Source organism: Streptomyces sp. 4N124 (assembly GCF_052245395.1).
Taxonomy (GTDB): domain Bacteria; phylum Actinomycetota; class Actinomycetes; order Streptomycetales; family Streptomycetaceae; genus Streptomyces.
This window is the reverse complement of the sequence record NZ_JBQQBS010000085.1, coordinates 1-13,958: the sequence shown is the minus strand read 5'-3', so window position 1 is coordinate 13,958 and position 13,958 is coordinate 1. Positions and strand designations below refer to the sequence as shown.

11 protein-coding genes and 1 pseudogene are annotated in these 13,958 nt (G+C 73.9%); 6 read left to right on the top strand and 6 right to left on the bottom strand.

Annotated features, from left to right (window positions below; all coding sequences use genetic code 11):
• Positions 1-270: 270 nt before the first annotated feature.
• From ACTWQO_RS44740 to ACTWQO_RS44720, 5 genes are all read left to right on the top strand, one after another.
• Positions 271-1,059, top strand: a complete 789-nt coding sequence (locus tag ACTWQO_RS44740) for a thioesterase II family protein (protein ID WP_443243144.1) — start codon at positions 271-273, stop codon at positions 1,057-1,059.
• Complete coding sequence (locus ACTWQO_RS44735; RefSeq protein ID WP_443243143.1) at positions 1,056-2,321, top strand: beta-ketoacyl-[acyl-carrier-protein] synthase family protein; 1,266 nt, start codon at positions 1,056-1,058, stop codon at positions 2,319-2,321. The genes ACTWQO_RS44740 and ACTWQO_RS44735 overlap by 4 nt, the downstream gene beginning before the upstream one ends.
• Entirely contained in the window at positions 2,318-3,529 is a 1,212-nt protein-coding gene (locus ACTWQO_RS44730) for a ketosynthase chain-length factor (RefSeq protein WP_443243142.1), read from the top strand. The genes ACTWQO_RS44735 and ACTWQO_RS44730 overlap by 4 nt, the downstream gene beginning before the upstream one ends.
• Before the next feature lie 67 nt (positions 3,530-3,596).
• Complete coding sequence (locus ACTWQO_RS44725) at positions 3,597-3,863, top strand: acyl carrier protein (RefSeq protein ID WP_443243141.1); 267 nt, start codon at positions 3,597-3,599, stop codon at positions 3,861-3,863.
• 3 nt (positions 3,864-3,866) lie between these two features.
• Entirely contained in the window at positions 3,867-5,153 is a 1,287-nt protein-coding gene (locus ACTWQO_RS44720) for an FAD-dependent monooxygenase (RefSeq protein ID WP_443243140.1), read from the top strand.
• Here the strand turns inward: ACTWQO_RS44720 and ACTWQO_RS44715 are convergent.
• Positions 5,104-6,555, bottom strand: a complete 1,452-nt coding sequence (locus ACTWQO_RS44715; protein WP_443243139.1) for an MFS transporter — start codon at positions 6,553-6,555, stop codon at positions 5,104-5,106. The genes ACTWQO_RS44720 and ACTWQO_RS44715 overlap by 50 nt on opposite strands.
• A gap of 199 nt (positions 6,556-6,754) precedes the next feature.
• Between ACTWQO_RS44715 and ACTWQO_RS44710 the strand changes: the two genes are divergently transcribed.
• Positions 6,755-7,801: a fatty acid desaturase family protein gene (locus ACTWQO_RS44710; RefSeq protein WP_443243138.1), complete on the top strand. Its 1,047-nt coding sequence runs from the start codon at positions 6,755-6,757 to the stop codon at positions 7,799-7,801.
• 82 nt (positions 7,802-7,883) lie between these two features.
• Here the strand turns inward: ACTWQO_RS44710 and ACTWQO_RS44705 are convergent, their stop codons facing one another.
• The 5 genes and pseudogenes from ACTWQO_RS44705 to ACTWQO_RS44685 form a co-directional block, all read right to left on the bottom strand.
• The gene (locus ACTWQO_RS44705) at positions 7,884-8,633 is read right to left on the bottom strand and encodes a thioesterase II family protein (protein ID WP_443243137.1); all 750 of its coding nucleotides are present in this window, start codon (positions 8,631-8,633) and stop codon (positions 7,884-7,886) included.
• A gap of 2 nt (positions 8,634-8,635) precedes the next feature.
• Entirely contained in the window at positions 8,636-9,895 is a 1,260-nt protein-coding gene (locus ACTWQO_RS44700; protein WP_443243136.1) for an LLM class flavin-dependent oxidoreductase, read from the bottom strand.
• A 45-nt stretch (positions 9,896-9,940) separates the two neighbouring features.
• Positions 9,941-10,477, bottom strand: a complete 537-nt coding sequence (locus ACTWQO_RS44695) for a flavin reductase family protein (protein WP_443243135.1) — start codon at positions 10,475-10,477, stop codon at positions 9,941-9,943.
• 20 nt (positions 10,478-10,497) lie between these two features.
• Positions 10,498-11,835: pseudogene (locus tag ACTWQO_RS44690) on the bottom strand (type I polyketide synthase); the annotation flags it as partial.
• A gap of 20 nt (positions 11,836-11,855) precedes the next feature.
• On the bottom strand, positions 11,856-13,958 hold a 2,103-nt coding region (locus ACTWQO_RS44685; RefSeq protein ID WP_443243134.1), incomplete at its 5' end, for a type I polyketide synthase.

Sequence of the window (13,958 nt, the reverse complement as noted above, 5' to 3'; positions counted from 1 at the left end):
GTGTACCGCTCCTGTCGTGCCCTCCCGCATGCGCCGCCTGTGCCCTCGCGCTCGGAGCGTGGCATGCCTCCCCAGTTGTTTTCGCGCCAATTACCGGTTCCGCGGCCTGCGGACGTGCCGTTCGGCGGGTGCCTGTTTGGCTCATTCGAGCCGTGGCCGCTCCGGGCATGCCTGACGGGTTCTCAAGCGCTTCTCCAGGGCCGTCGGTGAGCCTCGATCGCAGGAACGCCCACAGGGGGCGAGACGGTGTCCGGGAAGGGAGGTCGCGCCATGCCCGACGGCCGGCCCGTGACGCTGTACTGCTTCGCCCACGCCGGCGCCGGTGTCAGCAGCTTCAACCGCTGGCCCGCCCCCGGCGGTGGCGGCGCCGAGATCGTCCCGCTGTCCCTGCCCGGCCGGGAGAGCCGCCGGCGTGAGGCACGCATCACCACCCGCGACCAGCTCGTCGCCGACCTCCTGCACGTCATCGCCCCACGCGGCCCGGACCAGGGCCCGTTCGCGCTGTACGGGCACAGCCTCGGCGGCCTCGTCGCCTACACGCTCGCCCGGGTGCTCGCCGACACAGGGCTGCCGCAGCCCGTGTTCGTCGCGCTCGGCGCCACGCCGCCGCCCGACGACCCGCCCGCGCTGCTGCACGCGGCCGACGCCCCCACCCCCGAACTCCTGCGCCTGCTGGCCGACCTGGGCGCGCTGCCCGGCCCGGCAGCGATCGCCCCCGGCGGGGTATGGCACCGGGCCGTGCTGCCGGTCCTCAGGGACGACCTGCGGCTCGCCGCCGCCCTGCGCGCGGCCGCCGTCGACCCCTTGACGGGCGGTCCGCTGAGCGTGCCGCTGCTCGTGCTCGGTGCCACCGGCGACCGGGCCGTGCGGCCCGCGACGCTCGGCGGCTGGCAGCGCTGGAGCACCGCACCCGTCGTGCGGCGCACCGTCGACGGTGACCACTTCTTCGTACGGGGACACCAGGCGCCCAAGATCGTGGGGCGCGCCTGCCGGGTGGCACGGCGCCTGCTGCCCCCAGCCCCGCCGCCCGCGCCAACGACCGTGAGGAACAGCCGATGAGGCGTGTCGTCATCACCGGGATCGGGGTCGTGGCCCCGGGAGCGATGGGAACCACGGCGTTCTGGGACCTGCTCACCGCCGGCCGCACCGCCACCCGGTCCATCTCGCTCTTCGACGCGACCGGCTACCGCTCCCGCATCGCCGCCGAGGCCGACTTCGACCCCACCGCCCAGGGGCTCACCCCCGAACAAGGCGAACGGCTCGACCGCGCCGCCCAGTTCGCCCTGGTCGCCGCCCGCGAGGCGCTCGCGGACAGCGGCGGCGTCGGCGAACTCGACCCGGTGCGCACCGGGGTGAGCCTGGGCAGCGCGGTCGGCTGCACCACCGGCCTCGACCGCGAGTACGCCCGCCTCAGCGACCGGGGCGAGCGGTGGAACGTCGACCACGAGCGGGCCGTACCCCACCTGTTCGACTACTTCGTGCCCAGCTCGCTGGCCGCCGAGGTGGCCCTCGACGCCGGGGCACAGGGGCCGGTCGCGCTGGTGTCCACCGGCTGCACCTCCGGGCTCGACTCGGTCGGGCACGCCGTCGAGCTGATCCGCGAGGGCAGCGCCGACGTCATGCTCGCCGGTGCCACCGAGGCCCCCATCTCCCCGATCTCCGTCGCCTCCTTCGACGCGATCCGGGCCACCAGCCCGCGCAACGAGGAGCCCGCCACGGCCTCGCGGCCCTTCGACCGCAGCCGCAACGGCTTCGTGCTCGGAGAGGGTTCGGCCGTCCTCGTCCTGGAGGAGGCCGAGCGGGCCCGGCGGCGCGGCGCCCGCGTGTACGCGCAGATCGCCGGGTTCGCCAGCCTCAGCAACGCCTACCACATGACCGGGCTGCGGCCCGACGGCAACGAGATGGCCCGGGCGATCTCGCGCGCCCTGGACGAGGCCCGCCTGGACGCATCGGCCGTCGACTACGTCAACGCGCACGGCTCGGGCACCAAGCAGAACGACCGGCACGAGACCGCGGCCTTCAAGCAGAGCCTCGGCACGCGGGCCTACGAGGTCCCCGTCAGCTCCATCAAGTCGATGATCGGACACTCGCTCGGCGCCATCGGCTCCCTGGAGGTCGCCGCGTGCGCCCTGGCCATCACCCACGACACCGTGCCGCCGACGGCCAACCTGCACGAACCCGACCCGGCCTGCGACCTCGACTACACCCCGCTGACCGCCCGGGAACACCGCACCGACACCGTCGTCAGCGTCGGCAGCGGGTTCGGCGGCTTCCAGAGCGCGATGGTCCTCACCCGTCCCCGGCTGAAGGAGGCAGCATGAGCGGCCCCGCCGCCGTGTTCACCGGTATCGGCATCGCCGCGCCCGGCGGCCTGGGCACCGAGGCCTGGTGGGCCGCGGCCCTGCGCGGCCGCAGCGCCGTCGGGCCGGTCACCCGATTCGACGCCTCCGGGTATCCGGTACGGATCGCGGGCGAGGTGCCCGCCTTCGCCGACCAGGAGCACGTGCCCGGCAGGCTGCTGCCGCAGACCGACCGGGTCACCCGGCTCGCCCTGGCCATGGCCAAGGAGGCCGTCGACGACTCGGGGGCCGACCTGGCCGCCCTGCCCCAGGACGCGGCGGGCGTGGTCACCGCCAGCTCCGCCGGCGGCTTCGAGTTCGGGCAGCGCGAACTGCAGGCGCTGTGGAGCCAGGGCAGCCGGCACGTCAGCGCCTACCAGGCGTTCGCCTGGTTCAACGCCGTCAACACCGGCCAGATCTCCATCCGGCACGGCACCCGGGGCGCCAGCGGCGTCCTGGTCTGCGAGCAGGCGGGCGGCCTCGACGCGGCGGCCCAGGCCCGCCGCCAGATCCGCAAGGGCGGCCGGCTCGTCGTCACCGGCGGCGCCGACTCCGCGCTGTGCCCCTGGGGCTGGGCCGCCCGCCTCGCGGACGGCGCCCTGTCCACGGCCGACGACCCCGAACGCGCCTACCTGCCCTTCGCCGCCGACGCCCGCGGCCACACGGCCGGGGAGGGCGGCGCGATGCTGGTCCTGGAGGACGCCGACAGCGCCCGCGAACGCGGCGCCCGCCCCTACGCCGCCCTCGCCGGATACGCCGCCACCTTCGACGGCGCCGGCACCTCAAGGCTCGGCGACGCCGCCCGGCTCGCCCTCGCCGACGCCGGGGCCCAACCGGCCGACGTCGACGTGGTGTTCGCGGACGCGGCGGGCGAACGCGGTGCCGACCGTGCCGAGGCGCAGGCGATCGCCGCGCTCTTTGGCCCGTACGCAGTCCCGGTCACCGCGCCCAAGGCGATGACCGGGCGGCTCCTGGCGGGCGGCTCCGCGCTGGACCTCGCGGCGGCCCTGCTCGCCCTGCGCGACCAGGTCGTACCACCCACCCCCGGCACCCGGGAGCCCGCCGCCGACTGCCCCGTCGACCTGGTGTGCGGCGGCCCGCGCCGCGGCCTCGTGCTGCGCTGCGCGCTGGTCCTGGCCCGCGGCCGCGGCGGCTTCAACTCCGCCGTCGTGCTGCGCGCGGCCCACTGACCCCACCCCGCGCCCCGGGCAGCGAACACTCGCCCCGGGCCTTTCCGTACCGACCGAGGAGATCACGATGGAGCGTCTTCAACTGAGCGACCTGGTCACGCTGCTGCGCGAGTGCGCGGGGGAGGAGGAGTGGACCGACCTGGACGGCGACATCCTGGACAAGCCGTTCCTCGACCTCGGCTACGACTCCCTGGCCATGCTCCAGACCACCGGCCGCATCGAGCGGGAGCACGGCATCACCTTCGACGAGGAGGCCATCGACGCCGCCGAGACGCCCCGCCAGTACCTGGCCCTGGTCAACGGGCTGCTCTCGGCACGGGCGGCGGCGGTCTGAGCCATGGCCAGGTCCCCGTGGCAGGACACCACCGTGCGCACCGACGTCCTGGTCGTCGGCGCGGGCCCGGCCGGGCTGGCGCTGACCCTGATGCTGCTGAGGTCCGGCGTGCGCGTCGTGCTCGCGGAACGCTCCACCGCCTTCCGCCGCGACTTTTACGGCGAGATCCTGCAACCCGGCGGCCAGCAGCTCCTGGACCAGCTGGGCGTGCTCGACGGGGCCCGGCGGCGCGGCGCCCGCGCCCTGGCCGGCTTCCAGGTCCTGGACGGCGACAAGGTGCTCCTGGACATCGACTACGGCAGGCTGCCGGCCCCGCACAACACGCTGCTCGCCCTGCCGCAGCCGCACCTGCTTCACGAACTCCTCGCCGCCTGCGGCCGGCTGCCCGGCTTCACCTACCTCGACGGGCACCGCATCAGCGCCCTCACCGAACAGGACGGCCGCTGCACCGGCGCCGAGGTCACCCGGCTCGGCACCCGGCGGGTCCGGATCCGCGCGTCCGTGGTCGTCGCGGCCGACGGACGGTTCTCCAAGACCCGCGCCCTGGCCGGCATCGACGCCGGCCGCGGCGAGGCCTTCGACCACGACGTCGCATGGTTCACCCTGCCCGCGCCCGGGCGGGCGACCGGGCGGGTACGCGTCCACCGCGCCGGCCCGGCCGCGGTGCTCGTGCACGACACCCACCCCGACCGGCTGCGGCTCGGCTGGACCCTGCCGCACGGCAGCTGGCACCGGGCCGCCGCGGCCGGCATCGGCGCCATCAAACGCGAACTGGCCGACGCGCTCCCGCAGTTCGCGGACCTGCTGCACGAGCATCTGAGGGGCCTGGGGGACCTGACCCTGCTCGACGTGTTCGCCGCCAGTGCCCGCACCTGGACGCGCGACGGACTCGTCCTCGTCGGCGACGCCGCCCACACCCACGGACCGCTCGGCGCCCAGGGCATCAACCTCGCCCTCCAGGACGCCGCGGTCCTGCACCCCGTCCTCGTCGGCGCCCTGGCCGCGGGCGATGTACGGCGGGAGCGGCTCGCGGCGTTCGAGACGGCGCGCCGCCCGGTCTGCGACGCGGTGACCCGGATGCAGCGCCTGCAGGCCAAGGCGTTCTTCGGCGCGGGCGGCCGGCCGGCCGCGTTTGTGCGGGCGCGCGCCGCGTCCGTCATCACCCGGAGTTCTCTCGGCGCACGCATCACCGCACGGATCGCCTACGGCCCCACCCCCGTCGCGGTGGGCACCGCCCTGTTCACCGCGAACGCGGCGCCGGGCGGGCAGGGTTCCGGGCGGGCCGCCTGATCGCCAGCGCGGCCAGCAGGACGACCACCGCGAACACCGCGCCCGCCGTGAAGCCCGCGGACATGGCGCCGGTGAACGTCTCGCGCCCCGACGAGGCGGTGACCAGCAGCGCCACGCCGAGCGAACCGCCCAGCGCCTGAACCGAGTTGAGCACGCTGGAGGCCGCACCCGCCTCGTCGCCGCGCAGCCCGGAGGTGGCCAGCACGGTCGGCGGGATGACACAGCAGGCCATGCCGGTGCCGAGCAGCACCAGGGCGGGCAGCACCCGCAGCGCGTACGGGCCGTCGCCGCCGGCGCCGGCCAGCAGCAGGTTGCCCAGGGCGAGCGCGGTGGCGCCCAGCGCCATCAGCCGCTTCGGCCCGACGAGCCGCTCGATCCGCACGGCGACCCCCGCCATCACGGCCATCGTCACCGGCACCGGCACCAGCGCGCACGCCGTGGCCAGCGGCGAGACGCCCCGCTGCTGGAAGGACTGGCTCAGGAAGAAGTAGGCGCCGACCAGGGCGCCCGGCACGGCGAGCGTCGCCAGATACGCCAGGACCCGGTCCCGGTCCGCGAACAGCCGCGGTACGACGACGGGTTGCTCGGCACGGCACTCAACGGCCGCGAACACGGCGAGCAGCGCGAGCCCCGCCAGCAGCGGGACGGCCACCGTCACCTCGCCCCACGGGTGGTCGGCGGCCCGGGCCAGCGCATAGACCAGCGACGCGGCGCCCGCCGCGCCGAGCAGCGCGCCCGGCACGTCCAGCCGGCCCCGGTTGCGGGCCGTCTCCTCCAGCACACGCGGCCCCAGCAGCAGGATCGCCACGCCGAGCGGCACGTTGAGCAGCAGCACCCAGCGCCAGGAGCCGAGCGAGGTCAGCGCGCCCGCGAGCAGCAGGCCGCCGGCCGTGGACAGGGCGCCCACCGCCGTACACACCGCGATCGCCTTCTTGCGGGCCGCGCCCTCGGCGAACGTGCTCAGCAGCAGCGCCAGCCCGCTCGGCGCGGCGCACGCGGCGCCCAGGCCCTGCACGGCGCGCACCGCGATCAGGACCTCTGCGGACGGGGCCAGCGCCCGCGCGCAGCCGGCCGCGGTGAACACCGCGACCCCGGCGAGGAACACCTTGCGGCGGCCGAGGAGGTCGCCCGCCCGGCCGCCCAGCAGCAGCAGTCCGCCGAAGGCCAGCAGATAGGAGCTGAGGACCCACGAGGCGCCGACCGCGGAGAGGCCCAGGTCTGCGCGCATGCCGGGCAGAGCGATGTTCACGATCGGGTCGTCCAGCTGGATCATCGCGTTGCAGCCCGCGATCACCGCGAGGGCGGCGCCGCGCCGCCGGGTACGCGCTCCCGCGGACCTGGCCGGGCCGGGCGGCGAGCCGGGGCCGCCCGCCCCGGCTCGTTCGGACACGGACACGGACATGCGGTGCCTCCCGGAATGCGTCGGTCGTGGAAAGCGACCGTCGCAGGATTCGCTGGAGAAACCTTGGAGATCCGGCAGGGCGCCTTTGGAGACGGCCACGGACTGGGGGAGAACGTGCTCCGATGGTGGGGGTACCTACACCCTGCTTAGGGGGCAGACGCCATTCTGCGCCCGAAAAACCGTCCACATACTGGGGCGCATGGCGAATCCAACAGTGCTGACGGCGGACTCAACCACGCGCGAACGGGAAACGGGCAGTGATTTTTCCGAACTGTCGCGCCGCATTGCCGAGGCCGGGCTGCTGAAGCGGCGCCCCGTCTACTACACGGTGCGGTTCGCGGCCGTGGCCGGGGCGCTCGGGGCGGGCGTCACGGCGTTCTTGGCGCTGGGGGACAGCTGGCTCCAGCTGTTCGTCGCCGCGGCGCTGGCCGTCGTCTTCGGCCAGCTCGGGCTGGCGGCCCACGACCTCGCCCACCGGCAGGTGTTCTCCCGCAGGCGGCCCAGCGAGATCGGTGGTCTGCTGACGGCCAACGTGCTGCTGGGGATGAGCTACGGCTGGTGGATGAACAAGCACACCCGCCACCATGCGAATCCCAACCACGAGGAGAAGGACCCGGACGTCTCGCCCGACATCCTGGTGTGGTCGCGGCGGCAGGCGAGCAGGGCCAGGGGGCTGCCCCGTTTCATCGGAAAGCACCAGGCCGTGCTGTTCATTCCGCTGCTGACGCTGGAGGGGCTCAATCTGAGCCTGAGCAGTTTCCGGGCGCTGCGCCACCCGTCGATGAAACGGCCCGTGCTGGAGGGAATACTCCTCGTCGTGCACTTCGTCCTGTATTTCGGCCCCCTGTTCGCGGTTCTCTCACCCGGCAAGGCGCTGGCCTTCATCGCGGTCCACCAGGGCCTGTTCGGGATCTACCTCGGCTCGGTCTTCGCTCCCAACCACAAGGGGATGCCGATGATCGAGGAGGGCATGCGGCTCGACTTCCTGCGCCGCCAGGTCATCACCTCCCGCAATGTGCAAGGCGGCCTGTTCGTCGACGTCTTCATGGGCGGGCTGAACTACCAGATAGAGCACCACCTGTTCCCCAGCATGCCGACGCCCGCCCTCGGCAAGGCCCAGGCTCTCACCGAGCGGTACTGCGCCGAGCTGGGCATCCCCTACCGCCAGAGCGGGCTGCTCGCCTCGCACCGACAGGCCCTGCGCCACCTCAGGAGCGTCGGGGAGCCGATCCGCCAGGGCCGCTGAGGCCGGCTGTGCACGCAGCGGTACCCGGGCCACCGACGGGGGAAGGAAGGTGGCCCGGGTACCGCGGTCTCGGGGGCGGGGGTCAGCGCAGGTGTCCGGTGATCGCGGCCATCACCTCCGCCGCCTTGGAGTTGAGGTAGAAGTGGCCGCCGGAAAACACCTTGAGGGTGAACGGGCCGGTGGTGTGGCCGGACCAGGCGCGCGCCTCGTCGAGCGTCACCTGGGCATCGTCGTCGCCGGTCAGGGCGAACACCGGGCAGCTCAGCCGCGGCCCCGGCGTCCAGCGGTAGGTCTCGGCGGCGCGGTAGTCGGCCCGGATCGACGGAAGGATCATCCGCAGGATCTCCGGGTCGCCCAGCACTTGGGTGTCGGTGCCGCTGAGCCGGGTGATGTCCGCGATGAGACCGTCGTCGTCCTTCAGGTGCACCCGCTCGTCGCGGGGCGTGGACGGGGCGCGGCGGCCGGAGGCGAACAGGCCGTGCAGCACCAGCCCCTGCGCCTGAAGCCGGCTCGCCAGCTCGAACGCCACAGAGGCGCCCATGCTGTGTCCGAAGAAGGTGACGGGCCGGTCGAACCAGGGGCCCACCTCGGCCACCAGCGCGTCGGCGAGGGCGCCGATGCTGTCGAGGCACGGCTCCTGGCGCCGGTCCTGGCGGCCGGGATACTGAACGGCCAGGACGTCGACGCCCGGTGACATGGCGCGCGAGACCGGGAAGTAGAACGACGCCGAGCCGCCCGCGTGCGGGAAGCAGACCAGCCGGTGCGGGGCGTCGGGCGCGGGATGGAAGCGCCGTATCCAGGCCCCCGTCCCGATGGTCGTCTGCGTGGCCATCCTCAGGCTCCCAGTTCGGGCGAGATCACGTAGTCGGAGACGTCCGCGGGGTTCTCGGTGATGCGGCCCAGGGCCTCCTTCACCGCGACGGCCAGCCGCTCCTGCTTGGCGGCCTCGCGGGCCTCGCGGCGCTCCACGAACTCCGGCATCACCTCGCGGGCGAACAGCTCCAGCGACTCAAGGATGTGCTCGTGCCGGTTCTTGCCGACCTGCACCGAGAAGATCAGCTGGTCGACGCCGGCCGCCTCGTACCGGCGGATGGTGTCGGCGATCTGCTCCGGCGTGCCGATACCGCGGCGCAGCGAGGTGATCTGCTCCAGCATCGCCTTGGCCTCGGCGCTGGGCTCCTCGCCGTCCGCCGCCGGGAGCGGCTCGCGGGTCAGGCCGACGGCGGCGCGGTTGTTCTGGAAGTCCTGCCACACGTCGGTGACGCCCGGACGGTGCTGCCCGGTGATGTAGTAGTGCATCAGCGAGTACGAGAAGAAGTGCGCGCCGTCCAGACCGCGGTCCAGGGCGGTCTCCTCGTCCGGGTGGAGCATGAACGGGAAGACCACCGAGAAGTTCGGGTTCACACTCTTGCCCGCGGGCACGCACTCCTCGGACGCGATGATGCCGTAGTAGGTGTCGACCCACTCCTTGGCCTCCTCGGGGGAGACGAAGGAGAAGGACAGCGCGCCGATGCCGTTGCGGGCCGCGGTCTCGATGGTCGTACGGGCGCTGCAGGCCATCCACAGCGGCGGGTGCGGCTTCTGCTTCGGCTTGGGCAGCAGGTTGCGCGGCGGCACACTGGCCCACTGGCCCTCGTAGCCGGTGAAGGGGGTCTCGGTCAGCAGCCGGGTGACGATCTGAAGGGACTCCTGCCACTGTTCCTTCTTGCTGTCCCGGTCGACACCGAAGGCACCCAGCTCCAGCTGCGAACTGCCCGCGCCGGTACCGAAGTCGACGCGCCCGCCGGAAATCAGGTCCAGGGTGGCCAGCCGCTCGGCGACCCGGATCGGGTGGTTCACCGCGGTCGGCAGGGACACGATCCCGTGGGCGAGACGGATCCGCTGGGTGCGGGCGGCGGCCGCGGCGAGGAAGACCTCGGGAGCCGAGGAGTGGGAGTACTCCTCCAGGAAGTGGTGCTCGGTCGCCCACGCGTAGTCGAAGCCGAGGCGGTCGGCCAGCTCGATCTGCTCCAGCGACTCGTTGTAGAGCCGCTCCTCGCTGTCCTCCTCCCACGGACGGGGCAGCTGGTGGTGGTAGAGGATGCCGAATCGCATGACGTGTACTCCTTGATGGCTGGGCTGGGCTGGGCTGGGACGAGGTCAGGCCGCGGGACGGTGAAAGGCGGAGCGGTAGAACAGCAGGGGGCCGGCGGCGTCGGAGTCGGCGACAGCGGCCGCGCGCACCCGGCCGACGACGATCCAGTGGTCCCCTCCGGGGTGCACCGCCTCGAGGGTGCAGTCCGCCCAGGCGAGCGAGCCCGCCAGCACCGGCGAACCGGTAGCCGCAGCGGGCGTCCAGTCGACGCCCGCGAACTTGTCGGCACCGCTGACCGCGAAGGAGCGGCACAGCGCCTCCTGGCCGGCGGTGAGGATATTGACGCAGAACGCGCCGGACGGCTCGATCCGCGGCCAGGTCGAGGAGGTCCGGGCGACCGAGAAGGTCACCAGCGGCGGCTGAAGGGACAGCGAGGCGAAGGACTGGCAGGTGAAGCCGACCGGCTCCGCCCGCTGGACCCCGGCCCGCGCGGCGAGCGAGGTGATGATGGTCAGCCCGCTGCAGAAGTGGCCAAGGACGCGCCGGAACTCGCCCGGGGCTATCCGGTCCTCCAGGGTCGGTGTGTGCGCAGGCGCTTGCATGAGAACAACTCCCGTCACTGCGGCGCTTGTTCGAGGATCACGTGGGCGTTGGTGCCGCTGATGCCGAAGGAGGACACACCGGCCCGGCGCGGACGTCCGGTCTCAGGCCACGGCCGGGCCTCGGTCAGCAGCCGGACCAGGCCCGCGTCCCAGTCGACCTGCGGGGTCGGCTCGTCGACGCCGAGCGTCTTCGGCAGCGTGCCGTGGCGCATCGCGAGGATCATCTTGATGATCGACGCCACCCCGGCGGCCGCCTGGGTGTGCCCCAGGTTGGACTTGACGGAGCCCAGCCACAGCGGCCGGTCCTCGCCGCGGCCCTGGCCGTAGGTGGCCAGCAGCGCCTGCGCCTCGATCGGGTCGCCCAGCTTGGTGGCCGTGCCGTGCGCGTCGACCGCGTCCACATCGGCGCTGGCCAGGCCGGCGCTCTGCAGCGCCTGCCGGATCACCTTCTGCTGTGCCGGGCCGTTCGGCACCGTCAGACCGCTGGACGCGCCGTCCTGGCCCAGCGCCGAGGCCCGCACGACGGCCAGGATCCGGCGGCCGTTGCGCTGGGCGTCGGACAGCCGCTCCAGCAGGAGCATGCCGCTGCCCTCGCCCCAGCCGGTGCCGTCGGCCGCCGCGGCGAAGGACTTGCAGCGGCCGTCCGGGGCGAGCCCGCGCTGCTTGGTGAAGTACTGGAACGTCTCCGGCGAGGCCATCACGGTCACCCCGCCGGCCAGGGCGAGCGCGCACTCGCCCGTGCGCAGCGCCTGCGCGGCCAGATGCAGGGCGACCAGCGAGGACGAGCAGGCGGTGTCGACGGTGACCGCCGGGCCCTCCAGGCCCAGGGTGAAGGCGATGCGGCCGCTGATCAGGCTGCCGCCGGTGCTGGCACCCTCGTACTCGTGGTACATCAGCCCGGTGAACACGCCCGTCCGGCTGCCCTTCAGGGACAGCGGGTCGATCCGGGCGTTCTCGATGGTCTCCCACGCGGTCTCCAGCAGCAGCCGCTGCTGCGGGTCCATCTCCAGCGCCTCGCGCGGCGAGATGCCGAACAGTTCGGCGTCGAAGTCCGCCGCCTCGTGCAGGAAGGCCCCGTGGCGGGTGATGCTCGTGCCGGGCGCCGCGTTCTGCGGGTCGTACAGGCGGTCGACGTCCCAGCCCCGGTCGGTGGGGAAGGGCGTGACGCCGTCGCGTTCCTGCGTCAGCAGCGTCCACAGGTCCTCGGGGGTGTCGACGCCGCCGGCGAACCGGCACGCCATCCCCACCACCGCGACGGGCTCCGCGGTGGCCTGCGCCAGGCGTTCGTTCTCCTGGCGCAGCCGCTCGTTGTCCATCAGGGACGCGCGCAGTGCCTCGACGATCTCGTCGGTCTTCATGACTGCTCCCAACCTCCGCCTCATTGGGACTTCTTGGCCCCGAGGGCCGTGCGGACCAGATCACCGATGTCCATGTCGGCGATGGCGCTCACCAAGGCGCCGGTGTCGCCGTTCGCCCCGGCTTCGAGGGCCGGCTCGCTCCGCGGCGGCGCGAGCTCGTCGAGCAGGTACGTCGCGAGCACTTCGGGGTTCGGGTAGTCGAACATCAGCGTGGCCGGCAGCCGCAGCCCGGTCTCGGTGCCGAGCAGGTTGCGCAGCTCGATCGCGGCCAGCGAGTCGAGGCCCAGCTCGGTGAAGCCCCGGCTCATGTCGATGGCGTTCGGGTCGTCGTGCCGTACGGCCGCGACCTTAAGCCGTACGACGTCCAGCAGGATCCGCAGCTGCTCGTCCTCGGTGAGGCCGGCCAGCCGCTCGTCCAGGCCCTGCTCCACGGCAGGCTCCACAGCCCCGGCTGCTGGCGCGGCCGCGGCCGCGGCCGCCGCCCGGACCGCGGACCGGCCGGCCGGCACCAGGCCGCGCAGCGGCCTGGGCACGTCACCGGCCGCGGCGAGCGCCGCCGTGTCGATCCGCAGCGGCACCAGCAGCGTCTCGCCGGACCCCAGCGCCGCGTCGAACAGGGCGAGCCCTTCCTCCGCGCTGATGGCCGGGGTGCCGAGCTTGCGCTGCCGCTCGAACACGGACGCGTCCAGCGCAGCGCCCATGCCATCGCCCTCCCACAGGTGCCAGGCCAGCGACGTGGCCGCCAGGCCCTGAGCCGCGCGGTGCTGGGCGAGGGCGTCGAGGAAGGTGTTGGCGGCGGCGTAGTTGGCCTGTCCGGCGTTGTCCAGGAACCCGGTCGTCGAGGAGAACAGGACGAACGCGTTGAGGTCCAGGCCGAGTTCACCGGCCAGTTCGTGCAGGTGCCAGGCGGCGTCCGCCTTGGGCGCCAGCACGGTGTCGAACCGTTCGGGGGTGAGCGAGGCGATCAGCCCGTCGTCGACCACACCCGCCGCGTGCACGATGCCGCGTACCGGATGCGCGGGGTCGACGGCGTTCAGGACGGCGGTCAGGGCGTCGCGGTCGGCGGCGTCGCAGGCGGCGAGGGTGACGGTGGCGCCGGCGGCGGTGAGGTGCTCGCGCAGGCCGCCGGCGCCGGGGGCGTCGGGTCCGCGCCGGCTGGTGAGCAGCAGGTGGCGCACGCCGTGCTCGGCGACCAGGTGGCGGGCGACCAGCGCGCCGAGACCGCCCGTGCCGCCGGTGACAAGGACCGTGGACCGAGCGTCCCAGGGGCTCGCGCCGGAACCGGCGGCGGCCTTCTCCAGGCGCTCGACGCGTGCCTTGCCCGCCCGCAGCGCCAGCTCCGGCGCACCCGAGGCCGCGGCCGCGGGCAGGGCCCGGGCGGACGCCTCGGTGCCGTCCAGGTCCACCAGGACCAGCCGGTTCGGGTGCTCCGCCTGCGCCGCGCGGACCAGGCCCCACACCGCAGACTGCGCCACATCGGGGCTCTCGCCGGCCGTGACGGCGCGAGCGCCACGGGTGGCCACGACCAGCCGCGCACCGGCGAACCGCTCGTCGGCCAGCCACTGCTGCACCGCCGTCAGCACCGTGTGCACGGCGCTGCGGGCACCGGCCGCACCCGGGCCACCGCTCTCGACGTCCAGCAGCACCAGCTCCGGGACATCCCCGGCCGCCGCCGACACCGCGTCCAGCCGCGGCAGTTCGGCACCGGACGGCTCCAGCGCCGGACCGGGCACCCAGGACAAGCGGTGCAGCCCGTCGACGGAGGAGGCCGTGCCGAGCTGCCCGGCGGCGACCGGCCGGGACACCAGTTGCCCCACCGTGGCCACCGGCTGCCCGGCGGCGTCCGCCACCCGCAGTTCGGTGACCTCCTCGCCGCGCACCCGGCGCAGCAGCACCCGCAGCGAGGTCGCCCCGGCCGCGTGCACGCTCACACCGCTCCACACGAACGGCAGCTGCGTCGTGCCGGACTCGTCCTCGTTCAGCAGGTCCACATGGCTCGCCGCGTCGAGGAGGGCGGGGTGGAGGGTGAAGCGGGCGGCGTCGGTGTGGGCGTGGTCGGGGAGGGTGACCTCGGCGTAGACGTCCTCGCCCTTGCGCCAGGCCGCGGTCAGGCCCTGGAACAC

What these genes read in the sequence shown, in the direction of transcription:
- ACTWQO_RS44705 (WP_443243137.1), bottom strand. Translation starts at nt 8,633, where the DNA reads ATGGCCACGCAGACGACCATCGGGACGGGGGCCTGGATACGGCGCTTC.
- ACTWQO_RS44740 (WP_443243144.1), top strand. Translation starts at nt 271, where the DNA reads ATGCCCGACGGCCGGCCCGTGACGCTGTACTGCTTCGCCCACGCCGGC.
- ACTWQO_RS44700 (WP_443243136.1), bottom strand. Translation starts at nt 9,895, where the DNA reads ATGCGATTCGGCATCCTCTACCACCACCAGCTGCCCCGTCCGTGGGAG.
- ACTWQO_RS44730 (WP_443243142.1), top strand. Translation starts at nt 2,318, where the DNA reads ATGAGCGGCCCCGCCGCCGTGTTCACCGGTATCGGCATCGCCGCGCCC.
- ACTWQO_RS44715 (WP_443243139.1), bottom strand. Translation starts at nt 6,555, where the DNA reads ATGTCCGTGTCCGTGTCCGAACGAGCCGGGGCGGGCGGCCCCGGCTCG.
- ACTWQO_RS44735 (WP_443243143.1), top strand. Translation starts at nt 1,056, where the DNA reads ATGAGGCGTGTCGTCATCACCGGGATCGGGGTCGTGGCCCCGGGAGCG.
- ACTWQO_RS44710 (WP_443243138.1), top strand. Translation starts at nt 6,755, where the DNA reads ATGGCGAATCCAACAGTGCTGACGGCGGACTCAACCACGCGCGAACGG.
- ACTWQO_RS44720 (WP_443243140.1), top strand. Translation starts at nt 3,867, where the DNA reads ATGGCCAGGTCCCCGTGGCAGGACACCACCGTGCGCACCGACGTCCTG.
- ACTWQO_RS44695 (WP_443243135.1), bottom strand. Translation starts at nt 10,477, where the DNA reads ATGCAAGCGCCTGCGCACACACCGACCCTGGAGGACCGGATAGCCCCG.
- ACTWQO_RS44725 (WP_443243141.1), top strand. Translation starts at nt 3,597, where the DNA reads ATGGAGCGTCTTCAACTGAGCGACCTGGTCACGCTGCTGCGCGAGTGC.